Annotated in this window: 13 protein-coding genes; 4 read left to right on the top strand and 9 right to left on the bottom strand. The window is 69.5% G+C overall.

The window, feature by feature from the left end; genetic code table 11:
• Positions 1-16: 16 nt before the first annotated feature.
• Positions 17-1,327 (bottom strand): HD-GYP domain-containing protein, encoded by a 1,311-nt coding sequence (locus ACVTJA_RS22540; RefSeq protein ID WP_465839053.1) that lies wholly within the window; start codon positions 1,325-1,327, stop codon positions 17-19.
• A gap of 3 nt (positions 1,328-1,330) precedes the next feature.
• Positions 1,331-3,094: a HEAT repeat domain-containing protein gene (locus ACVTJA_RS22545; RefSeq protein WP_465839055.1), complete on the bottom strand. Its 1,764-nt coding sequence runs from the start codon at positions 3,092-3,094 to the stop codon at positions 1,331-1,333.
• 181 nt (positions 3,095-3,275) lie between these two features.
• Here ACVTJA_RS22545 and ACVTJA_RS22550 point away from each other — a divergent pair, with 181 nt between their 5' ends.
• On the top strand, positions 3,276-3,644 hold the full coding sequence (locus tag ACVTJA_RS22550) for a hypothetical protein (protein WP_465840492.1): 369 nt from the start codon (positions 3,276-3,278) through the stop codon (positions 3,642-3,644).
• A 121-nt stretch (positions 3,645-3,765) separates the two neighbouring features.
• Here ACVTJA_RS22550 and ACVTJA_RS22555 read toward each other — a convergent pair whose 3' ends face one another.
• The 7 genes from ACVTJA_RS22555 to ACVTJA_RS22585 form a co-directional block, all read right to left on the bottom strand.
• Positions 3,766-6,240, bottom strand: a complete 2,475-nt coding sequence (locus ACVTJA_RS22555; protein ID WP_465839056.1) for an OPT family oligopeptide transporter — start codon at positions 6,238-6,240, stop codon at positions 3,766-3,768.
• Between the two features lie 147 nt (positions 6,241-6,387).
• On the bottom strand, positions 6,388-7,275 hold the full coding sequence (locus ACVTJA_RS22560) for an RNA polymerase factor sigma-32 (RefSeq protein WP_465839057.1): 888 nt from the start codon (positions 7,273-7,275) through the stop codon (positions 6,388-6,390).
• A 495-nt stretch (positions 7,276-7,770) separates the two neighbouring features.
• On the bottom strand, positions 7,771-9,816 hold the full coding sequence (locus ACVTJA_RS22565) for a transglutaminase TgpA family protein (RefSeq protein ID WP_465839059.1): 2,046 nt from the start codon (positions 9,814-9,816) through the stop codon (positions 7,771-7,773).
• Positions 9,813-10,784, bottom strand: a complete 972-nt coding sequence (locus ACVTJA_RS22570) for a DUF58 domain-containing protein (RefSeq protein WP_465839060.1) — start codon at positions 10,782-10,784, stop codon at positions 9,813-9,815. Before ACVTJA_RS22570 ends, ACVTJA_RS22565 begins: the two co-directional genes overlap by 4 nt.
• Entirely contained in the window at positions 10,781-11,761 is a 981-nt protein-coding gene (locus tag ACVTJA_RS22575) for an AAA family ATPase (RefSeq protein ID WP_465839062.1), read from the bottom strand. Before ACVTJA_RS22575 ends, ACVTJA_RS22570 begins: the two co-directional genes overlap by 4 nt.
• A 95-nt stretch (positions 11,762-11,856) precedes the next feature.
• The gene (locus ACVTJA_RS22580) at positions 11,857-12,183 is read right to left on the bottom strand and encodes an STAS domain-containing protein (protein ID WP_465839063.1); all 327 of its coding nucleotides are present in this window, start codon (positions 12,181-12,183) and stop codon (positions 11,857-11,859) included.
• A 234-nt stretch (positions 12,184-12,417) separates the two neighbouring features.
• Positions 12,418-13,155 carry a lytic transglycosylase domain-containing protein gene (locus tag ACVTJA_RS22585; protein ID WP_465839064.1) on the bottom strand — a complete coding sequence of 246 codons (738 nt, stop codon included), beginning with the start codon at positions 13,153-13,155 and terminating at the stop codon, positions 12,418-12,420.
• A gap of 287 nt (positions 13,156-13,442) precedes the next feature.
• Between ACVTJA_RS22585 and ACVTJA_RS22590 the strand changes: the two genes are divergently transcribed.
• The 3 genes from ACVTJA_RS22590 (at position 13,443) to ACVTJA_RS22600 (ending at position 15,379) form a co-directional block, all read left to right on the top strand.
• Entirely contained in the window at positions 13,443-13,619 is a 177-nt protein-coding gene (locus ACVTJA_RS22590) for a lmo0937 family membrane protein (RefSeq protein WP_206728420.1), read from the top strand.
• Positions 13,616-14,182 (top strand): hypothetical protein, encoded by a 567-nt coding sequence (locus ACVTJA_RS22595; protein ID WP_465839065.1) that lies wholly within the window; start codon positions 13,616-13,618, stop codon positions 14,180-14,182. Before ACVTJA_RS22590 ends, ACVTJA_RS22595 begins: the two co-directional genes overlap by 4 nt.
• 75 nt (positions 14,183-14,257) lie before the next feature.
• On the top strand, positions 14,258-15,379 hold the full coding sequence (locus tag ACVTJA_RS22600; RefSeq protein WP_465839067.1) for a HupE/UreJ family protein: 1,122 nt from the start codon (positions 14,258-14,260) through the stop codon (positions 15,377-15,379).
• The last annotated feature ends 26 nt before the right edge of the window (positions 15,380-15,405 follow it).

The following is a 15,405-nucleotide window of genomic DNA, read 5'->3' on the forward strand; positions in this document are numbered from 1 at the left end:
GACACGCTGAACCGGATTACAGGCCCGACACGCTGAGCGACTGCTGCCGCTTGGACAGCACCTTCACGGGCTGGATGGCCATGACGCGCATGAAGACCTGGAGCAGCTCCGGGTCGAACTTGTTGCGCATCTCGGTCCACATCAGCATCAGCGCCACTTCGGGGCCGTAGGCGTCGCGGTACGGACGCTTGGAGGTGAGCGCGTCGTACGCATCGCAGATGGCGATGATCTTCGCGTACGCCCCGAGGTTCGTCTTCGGGATGATCATCTGGATGTTGCCGCGCGAGTCGCGCACCGCGGTACCGAAGTCCGTCTTGTGCTCGAACGTCGTCACCACGCGCAGCAGCGTGGAGCGGCTGAAGCCCTTCTCCATGAGGATGTTGCGCACGGAGATGAGCGGCGCCTTCTGCACCGTGACCTTCTCCTCCGGAGACAGCGCGCCGCGCTTGGTGGCCAGCTCCTCCGGCAGCGTCGCCATGCCCGCGTCGTGGAACAGCGCGATGTAGCCCAAATCACGCAGCTGCGGCTTCGTCAGCCCCAGCTCCGCGCCGAAGACGATGCTCATCAGGCAGACGTTGACCTGGTGGTACACGAGGTAGTCGTCCTCGCGCCGCATCGTCGTCATGCCCAGGAAGTGCGTCTTCTGCTCGTAGGAGATGTCCACGAAGTCCTGCACCAGCCGCAGCGCCTTGGACGCGTTGAGGGGCTTCCCGGCGCGCACGGACTCCAGGTACTTCGTGAGGAAGAACACCGCGCGGGCGTAGATGGTCATCGCGTACTTCTTGCGATCGACCTTCTGGTCGCCCGGGTTGTCCATGTCCTTGTTCAGCTTCTCCTTGAGCTTGGAGAACTTGGCCACCCGCATGTTCAGCAGCTTGCGGCCCGCGAGCCCGTCCTCCTCCGTCGCGCTGGACTGCTCCTTGGCGAAGATCCAGACGAAGTTCTTCAGCTCCTGAATCGTGACGGGCTTGGTCAGCGTGAAGCCGCCCACGTCCTTGCCGCGCAGCTCCGCCAGCAGGTAGCGCTGGTTCTCGATGGAGTTCAGGTCCACCTTCACCAGCATGCCGTTGAGGTAGAAGGACTCCTTGACGCCCGTCAGCTCCAGCCGGCCTTCCTTGCCGATGATCTGGTTGATGATGTCCTGGAGCTGGTGCAGCGGCTTCTGGAAGACGGCGTTCTCGGGGTCATACATCTTCACCGAGCGCACCAGCATGTAGAGGCCGGCGACCAGGGAGCGCGCGAGCGACTGGAGCTTCTCGTTGTGCTCGCGGCCGTACTCGTTGACGTTTTCGTCCTGGGCCTGATTGATCTTCAGATTCTCGGCCATGGTCTATGCCTCCTCAGGGAGCGCCGAGTCCCCGAACAATGTCTTGCGCGTCTGGTACATCGCCTTGCGCGCGGCGGTGAGAACCTCGAGCGGCTGGTTCTTGTCCTCCACCACCGTCTGCAACAGCTTGTAGCCCTGGATGGAGCACGCGCCGCCCAGCCCGTGGATGGCCAGCAGCTTGTCCTCCAGCACGCGCTTCTTGTTGAGCAACGAGGGCTTCACCGCCAGCAGCTGCTGCATCAGCGACAGCGCTCCCGGCGTCCCCGTGGAGCCGATGGCCGTGTAGAAGGCCACGCGCTCGTCGGGGACCTTCTTCTCGAACGACGGGTCCCTCACGACGCGCATCAGGTCCGAGTAGGCCTTGTCGCGGTCGAACTCGGGCAACAGCTTCGCGGCCAGCACGCGCACCTGGGAGATGGGGTCGTTCAGCGCCTCGGCCATCATCCGCCGTGCCTCGCCGGTGCGGCCGCGGCCGATGATGGTGAGGACCTCCAGCTTCACCACCAGGTTGGGGCTCTTGAGCACCTGGGCGAACATCTTCAGCCGCTCCGGGTGGTTGCTCTTCTCCAGGATGTAGACCATGTCGCGCACCGTCTGGGGACGGTCCGACACCAGCCGCATCACGAAGGGGTCCGGCAGCTCGCGCGCGAAGCCGGCCAGCACGTCGCACAAGAGCGCGCGGTTCTCCGGCACTTCAATCGTCTCCAGCACCGCGAGCAGCGGGAGGATGGCGTCCCGGTCCAACGCCTGGAGGTAGCGCGTCACGTCCGCCGGGTTCTTCGCGCGCGTGGACTTGAGCGACTCGCCCATGCGCATCAGCCGCTGCTCCTCGCCCATCTTGTGCAGGAAGCCCTGGAGCAGCCGTCCCAGGCCGTCGCCGCCGTCGCGCTGGGAGAGCGCGCGCAGCTTGAGGACAATCTGGTTGATGGTGCTGAAGTCGTCCTGGATGAGGAGCATGTCCAGGAGCTGCACGAAGATTTCCTCGAGCAGCGTGGCGTCCTCCACGCCGCCCTCCACCACCTGGAACACGGCGCTGACCAGCTTGGGGAACAGCCGCGCGTTCTCCTCCTCCATCACCTCGCGCTGCAGCTTCGCCTTCAGCTCGTCCGACGCGTGGCGCCCGCCCACCACGAGGCCGCGAATCTGCTCCACGCCGTCCAGCTTGGACTCCAGGTCCTCCGCGGACACGCGCGCGAAGCGCAGGTAGTCATCCGAGTTCGTCTGCAGGCGCGAGTAGAGGTAGCCCACCACCTTGTCCACTTCGACCTGGACCTCCTCCTCGCTGGCGGACTCCATGGAGAAGCCCTCCACCACGACGTACTCCACGTGCTCCATGCCCGCGCGCCACAGCTGCGCCAGCACGTCCTCCGCGCCGCGCTCCGGCTCGGAGAGGGCAATCATCGTGAAGGTGACCAGCTCCTCCACCTGCAGGCCCGGGCGGAAGATGAGCTGACGGATGCCGTCCCGGAAGAACTTGTAGGGCAGCGGCGTGTCCTCGGTGAACAGCGGCTCGCCGTACAGCACGAGGTTCTGCTGCTCCACCTTCATGGACAGCGCGCCGAACCTGTCGGTGTACGCCTGCACCGCCTCGAGCGCCTTGCCGAGAAACTCCGGGAAGCGCGCCTCGTTGTGGCGGTACATGCCGATCTGCTTGATGCCCTTGAGCAGGTGGAAGGTGAACGTCTTCGCCAGCTCCACCTTCTCCTTGGCCTCGGGAGTCAGCTCGGCGCTTGCATCGGGGGCTTCGGCTTTGAGGGGCTGGGCCATGCGTCTGCAACTCTCCGCTCGGGCGGTATCCCAAGCCTACTCTGATTTCTTCCCGTTACCCAGGGGACGAACCGGTGGAAGTTCAAGGGCTTGAGGTGACAGCCGTGAAACAGCCCCCCGGATGACCGGGATTCCGGGGTGTGGTACGAGCCGCGCCATCCACCGAGGGGGTGTGAAGCGCATGAAACGGGTGCTGGCCTGCGGGGTGATGCTGGTGTCGTTGACAGGGTGCTTCCGGATGAGCGTGCGCTCCGGGGCGCCGCGCTCGGGCGACGGGGGGCACCGCAACGGCGTGAGCCTCGCGTACGGCCTGACGACGTCCAACGTCGCGGCGAAGGAATGCCCGAATGGCCTGTCCCGGGTGGACGTGTACTGGCCGGCGTGGGGACCCATCGTCTACTTCTTTACCTTCGGCATCGTCGCGCCGCTGCGTGCCGAATATGTCTGCGCCGAGGGCGGCGCCGTGGGGCCCGGCCCGGCACGGCCCGACACCGGAGGTGAAGAGGCGCCGCTTCCCTCGGACGTGCCTCCGTCGCATCCGCCGCTCTGAGGGCATGGTGGAGGGCATCCCGCGCCGCTGAAACGACACGAGGCGGCGGGGATGGCTCCCACGCCGCCTCGGCTCACCTCATGCGCGGTGCCTCAGGCGGGCACCGCGGCCGGAATCAACGTCAGGCCTTCTTCTGCGGCGGCGGAGCCACCGCGGCGCTCTCGCCCCTGAGGGCGGAGCGGAGCAGGAAGGCGGTGAGGCCCGCGAAGAAGACGAGGCCCCAGACGTTGGACCACAGCGGGTGCGCCATCTCGCTCTCGCCCACCGCGTTGAGGAAGCCGCCCAGGCCGCCCTGGTGGCCGAGCATGGCCGGCAGGTTGATGGCGCGGGTGAGGGCACCGTCGGAGGCAATCTCCAGGATGGCGATGAGCACGCCGGCGATGGAGCCACCGGCGATGTAGCCGGAGGAGAGCAGGGTGCCGGGGGAGAACTCGGACTCGGCCGCGCTGCCGCCGCGCACGCGGTCCACCACGTAGCGCACCATGCCGCCCACGAAGAGCGGCGCGCTGCTGCTGATGGGCAGGTACACGCCCACCGCGAAGGGCAGCGCCGACACGCCGCACAGCTCCAGCATCAGCGCGATGAACACGCCCAGGAGCACCAGGTCCCACGGCAGCCGCTGCGTGAGGATGCCGTCGATGATGAGCGCGAAGAGCTGCGCCTTGGGCGCGGAGTAGCGCGTGAGCTGCTGGCCCTCGTAGGCGCTGATGCGGCCGCCGATGCCCGGGTCCACCACGTACTGGATGGTGCCGGACTCGTCGACCAGGTACTTGCCCGCGGGCACCGGCGTGTCCGCGCCGCGCACGTGGCCCTCCTTGTACGTGCGCTTCGGCCCTTCCGTGAGCGTGCCCAGCTCGGACACCTTCACCTGCTGGTTGTTGGCGAGGCTGAGCGTCACCGCGCCCACGTCCTGAACGGGCACGTCGCGCCAGCTGCGCAGCTCGGGCGTGCCGCCCTGCGTGTTCAGCTCGTAGCCCTGCGCCCACAGCGCCTTGCGCACCGCCGCCTCATCCGTGCCGCGCGCGGTCAGCGCCTCGGGCGACACGGCCCAGGGGAAGGTCTTCTGGACGTGCGTCTCCTCCGTCGTGTCCGTCACCTTCACGCCCGGGTGCGGCTCGGGGATGATGGCGGTGGCGCCGCGGTTGAGCGTCACCAGCACCAGGCCGATGAACATCGCGCTCGTCAGCACGCCGACGAACAGGGCGATCTGCTGCTTCCTGGGCGTGCCGCCCACCAGGAAGGCCGTCTTCAAGTCCTGCGCGGTGGTGCCGCCGTTGGACGCGGCGATGCCGACGATGGCCGCCGTGGTGAGGGCCATGAAGCGGTCCTCGGAGGACGTCCACCCCAGCAGCAGGTACACGAGGCAGGTGACGAGCAGCGTGGCCACCACCATGCCGGAGATGGGGTTGGACGAGCTGCCAATCTCACCCGTGATTCGCGCGCTCACCGTCACGAAGAAGAAGCCGAAGATGACGATGAGGATGGCGGAGATGAAGTTGACCTGCAGCGGCGGCGCCAGCCAGATGGCCAGCACCAGCAGCAGGCTGCCCACGAGCACCACGGTGATGGGCAAATCCTGCTCGGTGCGCAGCAGCTGCGGCGCGCCACCGTGGCTGCGCGAGGCACGCAGCGTGGCCACGCTGCGCTGGAACGCGCCGATGATGGTGGGCATGGAGCGGATGAGGCTGATGAGACCGCCCGTCGCCACCGCGCCCGCGCCGATGTAGAGCACGTACGCGTTGCGAATCTGGTCCGGCGACATGTCCCGGATGAGCATGCCGTTGTGCACCAGCAGCGGCGTCTCCAGCCCGCTGCCGAAGAAGGAGATGGCGGGGATGAGGATGAGGTAGCTCAGCACGCCGCCGGCGAACGTAATCGCCGCCACGCGCGGACCGATGATGTAGCCCACGCCCAGCAGCTCCGGGCTCACCTCGGTGGAGAGCGTGGCGCTCTTCAGGCCCTTGAGCGGCGTGGTGAGCACCTCCTTGAAGAGCTTCATTCCCGAGTAGAGGAACTTGTAAACGCCACCCACGACGAAGCCGATGATGACGGTGCGCGCGTTGGTGCCGCCCTGCTCGCCGACGATGAGCACGTCCGCGCTGGCCGTGCCCTCGGGGTAGGGCAGCTTGCCGTGCTCCTGGACGATGAGGCCCTGGCGCAGCGGAATCATCATCAGCACGCCGAGCACGCCGCCCAGCGCCGCGGTGAGGAACGCGTGGGTGAGGCTGATGTCGTAGCCCAGCAGGAGCAGCGCGGGCAGCGCCGCCGCCACGCCGAAGGCCAGCGACTCACCGGCCGAGCCCGCCGTCTGGACGATGGTGTTCTCCAGGATGCTGGAGTTGCCCAGGGCCCGGAAGATGGCGATGGAGAGCACCGCCACGGGGATGGACGCGGACACCGTGAGGCCGACCTTGATGGCCAGGTACACGGACGACGCGGCGAAGACGACGCCGAGAATCGAACCAAGCGCCAGGCCCCGGATGGTCATCTCCAGGGGCGACTTGTCCGGGGAGACGTAGGGCGTATGGGGATGCGGGGCGTGCGCCTCCGCGATGGGGACGCGGTCTTCGGCGACCGGCGGGGTTCCGTGGGCCAAGCGTGAAGCTCCTTCACGAGGGAATCGGGGGCCCCTTCTAGCAGGGTGCCGCGCCGCCGTGAAACAGAGGCTCCAAATGGCAAGCGCCTCCGCCCCGGGTGGGGAGGAGGCGCTCGAAGGCGGCCGACCTGCCGCGTCAGTCAGCTGCTACTGCTGGAGCGCGGCGGCCTCGGGGTCCACCTCGGCCATGAGGGCGGCCAGCTCGGACTTCAGCTTGTCCTTGGCGCGAATCTCGAGCTGGCGGGCGCGCTCGCGCGAGAAGCCGAAGTGCTCGCCCAATTCCTTGAGCGTCATCGGCCGCTCGTTCATGACGCGCTGCTCGATGATGAAGCGCTCGCGCGGGTCCAACCGCATCAGCGCGGTGCGCACGCGGGCGTTGATGAGGCCCGCCTCCTCCTTGTCCGCGAACTCGTCGTCCTGCGGGGCCGAGGCGCTCACCACGAAGTCCACGTGGCTGTTGCCGCCGTCCTCGCCCATGGGCGCGTCGAGGGACAAATCACGCCCGCCCATGCGCTGCTCCATCTCGCGCACCTCGCCGGGCTTGACGTGCAGGCGGCGGGCGATGTCGTCGACATTCACCACGGCCTCGCCGCTGCCGAACTTCTCCAGCTCACGGCGCGTGCGGGCGAGGCTGAAGAACAGCTTGCGCTGCGCCTGCGTGGTACCGAGCTTCACCAGCGACCAGCTCTTGAGGATGTAGTTCTGGATGTACGCGCGGATCCACCACACCGCGTAGGAGATGAGGCGGATGCCCTTGTCCGGGTCGAACTTCTGCACGGCCTTCATCAGGCCGATGTTCCCCTCCTGGATGAGGTCGGACATCTTGATGCCATAGGAGCGGTACTCGTAGGCGACCTTCACCACGAAGCGCAGGTTGGACGTCACCAGGCGGTGGCCGGCGGCCAGGTCGCCCTTGATGAAACGCCGCGCCAGCTCCTGCTCCTCCTCCACCGTGAGGAGGGAGTAGTGGTTGATCTCCGAGAGGTACATCGCCAGAGAGCCGGAGTTGGACGACTGCTCGGTGGAAGCCTGCATGAGTGATGTCTCCCGACGGGGGCCTCGCGAATGGGAGGCCGAGAAGGTTTTCAGACCGGCTGACAACTTGACGAAGGAGCCTTGAGCAACGGCGGTGCCAACTTGCTGCCTTGCGTCTTTCCCTGTGTCTGCGGGGGGTTGGCGAAGGCGGACCGCGTGTACAAGGCGGGAAACCTGTAACCGTTACATCGCGCCCGGAGGGCGGCCTCGAAAACAGAGCGGTAGGAAGTTCAGGGCAATCCGCAAGCGGCCTCCTACGAGAGGCCCGGGCCTGTCTGCCCGGGCGACGCAAAAGGCGTAACGACTCCCTTTTCGGATGACAGGCGCGTTTCAACACACGCGCTGGAACGCTCGGAAGGCGGGCGACGGAGCAGGGGCCTTCAGGCTCGCAAGGCCACGCCAATGTCCGAGGCCGGCGGCTCGGAAGGCGGGGCCGTCAGGCGATACGGACGCTGACGCCGTGTCGTGCTCACAGCGGCTCGCGCGTCCCGACGCTCAGGACGCGCGGGCGCGAGGGGCGCGAGCTTCTTCAGCGGCGCGGCGGGCCTCGGCGGCGACGGCGCGCTTGAGGGTGCCGAGCAGCTCGGCCGCCTCACCCTTGCGCAGCGGGCGGCCGCCGAAGCGGGCCTCCAGATACCGGCGGGTGATGGGGCTCAGGGCAGGGGAGAGCGGATGGCGCTCGCGGGCGAGCCGCGCGTCCAGGTCCTCCAGCGCCTCGTCCTCGCGGCGCTCCAACCGCGCGGACGCGAGCTGGGCCTCCACCGCATCCACGAAGCGCGTGGCGTCATGCGGGCGCTCGCGCTCCAGGAAGCGGCTCACCCTGCGCCAGAAGAAGTAGGCCACCGCGCCGGCGACGAAGGCCGAGGCCCAGGCGCGCAGCGGGGGCAGCCGGCTCGGCTGCCCGTCGTCTTCTTGGCCGCGCGGCGGACGGACGAGTGCGCGCGCCACGTCCAGCTGGTCCCTGAACGAGTAGTCGACGACGGCGCTACGCCAGCGCTCCTCCAGCGACTCGTAGAAGCTGAGCAGTTCCTCGAGGACCTGCGAGGCCTGACTGGTGCGGTGTGCCGGCGGCGTCGCGTCCACGGTGACGAAGCCACGCCCGGGCACCAGCACGTGCGTCCACGCGTGCGCGTCACCCGCGCGGACGACGTAGACGTCGTTCACCCGCTCGCCCCCGAAGAAGCCGGTGGCCAGCCGCGCGCGGATGCCCTGCGTGCGCAGCATCAGCGTGAGGGCGGTGGCGAAGTGCTCGCAGTGTCCGGCCTTGCGCTCGAACAGGAAGTCGGCCAGTGGGTCCGGCACCTCTCCGCCCTGCTCCAGCGTGTACGTGAAGTCCCGCTGCAGCCACGAGGCCAGCTTGCGCGCGGCGGCCAGCGGCTCGCGCTCGCCATTCAGCACTCGCGCCGCCGTCTGCGCCACGCGCGGGTCCAGGTTCTGCGGCAGCGCCATCAGCGCGTCCTGCTCCTCGGCGGGCAGCTTCTCGAGGCCGTCACCGCTGCCGCCGGGAGGCAGGCTGTAGGCCTCGTAGCTGTAGGCGACGCCGGAGTCGAGGAAGCGCACCTCGCCGCCGCCCAGCTCCTGGAGGCGCGCGCGCCGGCTGCCCGCTTGCGAGTGCGAGGCCGCGTTGCCCAGCCGCGAGGGCGTCTCCAACGCCACCAGCGTGCGGGCCCCGTATGCGGGCAGCAATTCCACACGCTGATGGACGAGTCCCTCGCGTCCCGGGCGCAGCGTCACCATCCAGTCGCCGCTGCCGCGCGCGCCGCCCAGGTTCGTCCATTCCTGCCCGTCGAAGACGTCGTAGGTGCGGCCCACCCAGTACGCGTCCAGCTCCTCCTTCTCCGGGTCCGGCTCGAGCCTGGCGCGCAGGACGATGCGGGGGTTGTCCTTGATGGTGCCGGCGCCGCCCAGCCGCACGGTGTTGGAGAAGCCCGTGGTGGCGATGCCCAGGCCCGGCGCGGCGCGCAGGCCCATCATGTTCCAGTTGAGGCGCGGGAAGAGGATGAAGAAGGCCACCGCGCCAGCCACCGCGAAGGTGATTCCCCGGCTCAGCGGGCGCAGCACCTCGCGCACCGGGATGGGCTCGCCCTCCGGCACCGCGGCCTCCACCACGCCCAGCGCCAGGGACATGCTGGACAGCACGCAGAAGGCCACCAGGCACAGGCCGTAGACGAGCTCGCCGGTCAGCGCCGCGCCTCCCGCCACCATCAGCAGCCCGGACAGGTGGACCTGCCCGTCGGTGGCCGGCCCCGGCTGCGACAGCAGGCGGTGCGCGGAGATGAGGCCCGCGAAGGCGCACGCCGCCACCACGAGGTTGAGCGAGCCGGCCAGGACGTTCATTCCCAGCACCGCCGCCACGACGAGCAGCAGCAGCGCCGTCAGCTTCTCCCTCCGGCCGAACAGCCGCCATCCCAGCAGCGCGAGCAGCAGCGCCAGTCCGTACAGCGCGAGCGTCCACACCGGGAGCTGTCCGGACACGCCCATGGAGGCGAAGGCGGCACCGGCGCCCAGGTCGCGCAGCACCATCCGCAGGCTGCTCCTCATGCCGCCTCCTCGTCCGTGCGCGGGCCCTCGTAGCCCAGCCACGCCAGGGCCCGGAGGATGCGCCGCTCCTGCGCGCTGCCCGCGGCGGGGCGCACCCGGCCGTCCGCCGTGTCCAGCCCCACCTCGTGGCCCTCTTCGATGAGCCGGTGCGTGAGCGCGGCCACCTCTTCACAGCGGCGCTCCAGCGCGTCGCCCTCCAGCCCGGCGTCCACCGCCAGAATCCAGGTGCGTCGCTCCTCGCGCTCACGCTCCACGCGCAGGAGCTTCCCCACCGACGCGCTCTTGCGCCAGTGGATGCGGCGCGCGTCCTCGCCCTGCGCCAGCTCGCGCAGGCCGGACACGTCGCCGGTGCCGTCGTTGCGGCGCGGGTTGCCCGCGTCACCCACGGGCCCGCGCTCCGCCTCGCCCGGGTCCTGGCAGGCGTAGCCGCGCCGCGGGTAGACGAGCAGCGTGCTCTCCAGCGGGAAGACGCGCGACTTGGCGAACAGGCCCAGCGGCCACGTCGTGGTGATGCGCACGCCCGTCAGCGGCACCGGGCCGCGCTGGGGCGCGGTGAGGTTGGCGCGCACCACGTGGTCCACGCCCGCGCGCAGGTAGCCCACGCCGCCCTCGCCCGTCAGCGGCGAGTCCGCCTCTTCCAATGTGATTGCGAAGCCGTGGCCCTTCTTCTTCGAGATGGCCCAGCGGAAGGCGAACGGCTCCGCCGCGAAGGCCGCGTCCGTGCCCACGCGCCGCACGGACAAGTCCCGCAGGCAGCGCTCGGACAGCACGCCAGACACCACCACCATGCTGAGCAGCAGGCCCAGCAGCAGGTAGAGGAGGTTGTTACCGGTGTTGAGCGCGCCCAGGCCCACGCCGAACGTCACCACCAGGTACGTGCGGCCGATGCGCGTCACCTTCAGGGTGCGCGGCGGCCGGAGCCGGGCACGAAGCCAGGCCCACCACTGCTTGAGGCCGCGCCGCTTCACCGGGGCGCCGGAACCTTCCGGGAGATTTCCTCCAGGAGGTGGGCCGCCTCGTCTCGCGCCGACACGCCCTGCATGGCGCTGCGCAGCAGCACGCGGTGCGCCCAGCAAGGCACCAGCAGCGCGCGCACGTCGCCCGGCGTGATGAAGTCCCGAGACTCCCACAGCGCGTGCGCCCGCGCCGCCGCGCCCAGCGCCAGCACCGCGCGCGTGGACGCGCCGCGCTCGATGTCGCCGTGCTGACGCGTGGCCGTGGCCAGCCGCACCACGTAGTCCGCCACCGCGTCATCCAGCTTCAGCTCGGCCGCCAGCGCGCGCAGGGAGGCGACCTCGTCCGGCCCGGACACGGTCTCCACCGCGTCCAGGGGCGGCACGCCGCCGCGCGTGGCCAGCAGGCGCGCCTCCACCTCCGGCGCGGGGTGGCCCAGCGACATGCGCACCATGAAGCGGTCCAGCTGCGAGTCCGGCAGCGGGTACGTGCCGGAGAAGTCCACCGGGTTCTGCGTGGCCACCACGGTGAAGGGCGAGGGCAGCGGGTACGTGGCGCCGTCCAGCGACACCTGTCCCTGCGCCATGGCCTCCAGCAGCGCGGACTGCGTGCGCGGCGGGGCGCGGTTCAGCTCATCCGCCAGCACCAGTTGGCGGAAGAGGGGACCGGGACGGAACTGGAAGGTGGCCGTCTGCGCGTGGAAGACCTGGGCGCCGAGGATGTCGGCGGGCATCAGGTCCGCGGTGAACTGCACGCGCGCGAAGCTCAAACCACAGGCCCGCGCGAGCGCCTCGGCGAGTGTCGTCTTGCCCACACCCGGCACGTCCTCCAGGAGGAGGTGCCCTCCGGCCACCAGGCACGTCACGACGAGCTGGGCCTGGGCCTCCTTGCCCTGGACCGCGCGCCCCAACTGGACGGCGATGCGTTCCATCGCCGAGCGTGCCGAGGCAGGAGAGGGAACGGGGGACAGGACGCGGGCGGGCTGATTCATCTCCCGCCACTCTAACCGACTCCCCCACGGGCCGGCACACCCGTTCGCCGCGCGTCCCTCGCGGGACGCCTGCCTGCTCACCGGGTGGGGGATGCTTACGCCGAGAGGATGTCCTCGGGCGTGTAGTACGCACGGCGTTGCTGGGACGAGCCCGTGCCCACGCCGAAATAGCGGAACATCCGCTCGTGGTGCGTGGCCAGGCCGCGCAGCTGCACCGGACGCTCGACCAGGTCGCGAGTCAATACGCCCACGGCGCTATCCTTGAACTCCCGCAGGTGGGTGAAGTCCAGGACGACCTCGCGCCCGCTGAGCGATTTGAGCGAGGTGCGCACTTCCTGCGCCGTCCTGCCGTCCAGGATGCCCTCCAGCCGAAGGGTGACCCGGCCTGCGACCTCCTCACTGTGAATCTGTAGCCCCGCCATCGCTGTGCGCTCCCAAGTGGATGCTGTGTGCATGGTGTGCCGTTGAGATGGGCACGGCGGCTGTCTGCACTTCCCGGGCCCACCTGCGAGCCCGGTGCTCCACGAGCGACACAACCCGTGGAGTGCTCTCAGCCGGGCGCAAACACTGCACCTTGACGGATGAGAAGGTCAGCCCCCCTTGAGAAAGTTTCACCGGATTGTCATGCAACGGTCGTCCAGCGTGTTGCCTGTCGGTCAACCCTTGCGGTCATCCGTTGTCTGCTGGTCTCGGAGGGTGAGCTGGCGCTCCTGCTGAGCCTTCAGCTTCCGGAACTCCTTTACGACCTTGGTCGGATAGCCGGCCATGAACTTCTTGCGAACCTCCGGCTTGGCGAGGATGCGCCTGGCCAGCCCGGGGCCCGCGTTGTACGCGACGAGCGCGCGCTCCACGGTGCCGAAGCGGGAGATGAGGTCCGCCAGGTACGCGGTGCCAATCTGGACGTTCGTCTCCGAGTCGAAGAGGTTGCTGGAGCGGCCCAGCTTGTAGCCGGCCTTCTCCGCCAGGTACTTGCCCGTGTCCGGCATCACCTGCATCAGCCCCATGGCCCCCACGCCCGACACCGCGTAGTTGTTGAAGCTGCTCTCGCACCGGATGACGGCCACCACCAGCAGCGGGTCCACGTTGTTGCGGCGGGCCTCGCGGACAATCGCCACCGCCAGTCGCCGCTGCTGGCGCTCCGGCAGGCCGGAGGCCTTCACCAGCTCCGCCACGCCCAGCCGGTCCGCCTCGGCGTAGTCCGCCTCGTCCTCGTACGCGTGGATCTTGGCCATGGCCTGCTTCAGCTCGGCCTCGCGCGCGGCCAGCTGCGCGCGCAGCTCCACGACTTCCGGCGCCTCGCCCTGCGGGCCCTCCGGCACCTGCACCGGAAAGGCGAATGCCTCCGTTCCCGCCAGCCACGCCGCTGCTGCCATCGCCACCGTCCAGCCCCGCATCCCGCCCTCCCCGGCGCCCGCTGCTGGCGCGCCCGCTGAACCTGCAACTCCAACCGACTTCTGATGCGACGGCGGCAAAGCAGGCGGCGTGCCATGCGCCCTTCACACTGCGTCCCTCCTTAAGAGATCCCCATGCAAGGGCCGGAGGATCTCCTCGCGCGCCGGAAAAAATGCCCGGACGGGGAAGTGCTTTACCCAACGTGAGGCTGTGAAAAGGACTGGGTTGCCCGCTCTGGTACCCGTTCCTAGCTTTGCCCGCGCCAGGGTGTGGGGCGTGGAGGTGTGGCGTGTACTGGACGATGGGAATGATCCTGCTGGTGCTGTGGGGGCTGGGCCTGACGGCGGGCTCCACCGAGGGCTACTGGGTCCACCTGCTGCTCTTGTTCTCTTTCGTGGCCTTCCTGCTCGCAGTGGCCTCTCACGGGCGGCGCACCACGACGGCGCGGCGGACGGCGGGCTCATGAGCGCGCATGCGCCGGAGGTGATGGCGCTGGAGCTGCCCCGGGACACCGCCGGCTTCTCGCGGCGCGAGTGCCCCGGCTGCCAGCGCCCCTTCAAGATGCGCCCCGGCACCGTCGAGGCGCGCGCGGTGCTGCACAAGCTGCAGGCCTTCTTCTCCTTCGAGAACGCGCACGAGGGCGAGGAGGGGCTTCCGCTGTGGCGCTGTCCCTACTGCGGCCAGCGCGCGGACGCGGACACGTTCCTCACGCCCGCGCAGCAGACGCACCTGGAGTCCGTGGCGCGCGCCTGGGCCAACCACGTGCGCTACGAGCAGCTCGCCCACGTGAATCGCACGCTGTCCGTCAACCCGCGGCCCACCTTCGTCGCGGTGCCGCCGGAGGCGATGCCCGGGCCCATGGACCCGGAGGCGGACGAGTTGCTCCGCACGCTGCCCATGCTGTGCTGCGGAGAAGACCTCAAGGTGCTGTGGGACTGGGACCAGCCCTTGTACTGCCCGTATTGCGGCACCCGGCACGGCGGGCTGAGCGGCCGGCAGCAGGTGCAGCTCCGCTTCGTCCAGGAGTAGGCGGCCGTCCCGTCTCGCGGATCACGCATGTCTGGCGGTGGACGCGGACCGGCCGCGAGGGCAGGCTGCGCGTCCATGACGAGGGCCTCCCCCCGGGTGGTGTTCGCGGCCTTCCTCCTGGTCGCGGGCGCGGCCTCCGCGCACAACGCGGACATCCTCTATTCACAGGTGCGGCGCACCGCTCCGGAAGGAGCCCCGCGGCCGTCGCCCGGCGGCGAGCCCGAAGGCTCGGAGGTCCGCCAGGTGCTCACGCTGACGGCGGGCACGCTCGGCCTGCTGCTGCCCGCGGACGCGGACGGCGACGGCACGGTGTCCCAGGCGGACCTGGACGCGCGCCGCGCCGCGCTCGAGGTGGGCGTGTGGGACGCGCTGCCGCTCACCGCGGGCGGGCGGCCCTGCACGCGCACCTCCCACGCCGCGCTCTTGCGCCAGACGTACGTGGAGCTGTCCGCCACCTTCACCTGCCCGCCGGGGCCGCTGCGGCAGACGTACACCGTGCTGTCGGTGCTGCCGGCCGGATACCGGGTGATTCTCGGCAGCTCGCTGGACGGTGAGGTGACGGGGTCCATCTTCGCGGACGCCGCGCAGCCGAGCGTGGACATCCCCGGCCCCGCGGCGGCGGGAGGGGAGGGCGGCGCGTCCGTCAGCGGCTTCACGGGCTGGGTGCTGGAAGGCATCCACCACATCTTCCAGGGTTATGACCACCTCGCCTTCCTGCTCGCGGTGCTGCTGGTCGGCGGGAGCTGGAAGCGCGTGCTGCTGCTCGTGTCGTCGTTCACCGTCGCGCACTCCATCACCCTCGGGGCCGTCGTGCTGGGCTGGGTGTCGCTGGATGGAGACAGGGCGCGCTGGGTGGAGGCCACCATCGCCGCGTCCATCATCTATGTGGCGGTGGAGAACCTCGTCCTGCGCGAGCACCGCCACCGCGCCCTCGTCACCTTCCTCTTCGGGCTGGTGCACGGCTTCGGCTTCGCGAGCGTGCTGAAGAACTACGGGCTGGGGGACTCCGTCGCGCCGGCGCTCCTGGGCTTCAACATCGGCGTGGAACTGGGGCAGGCGACAGTCGTGGCCGTGCTGCTGCCGGTGCTGCGCATGGTGCGGCGCAGGCCCACGTTGCACCTCAAGACTGTGCGCGCGGTGTCGGTGCTCATCCTCGCGGCTGGTGGTTACTGGATGTTCGAGCGGGCACTCGGTTGAATCCGGCGGACCCCGTTCCTACGTTG

It is taken from the genome of Pyxidicoccus sp. M6, from assembly GCF_055568925.1.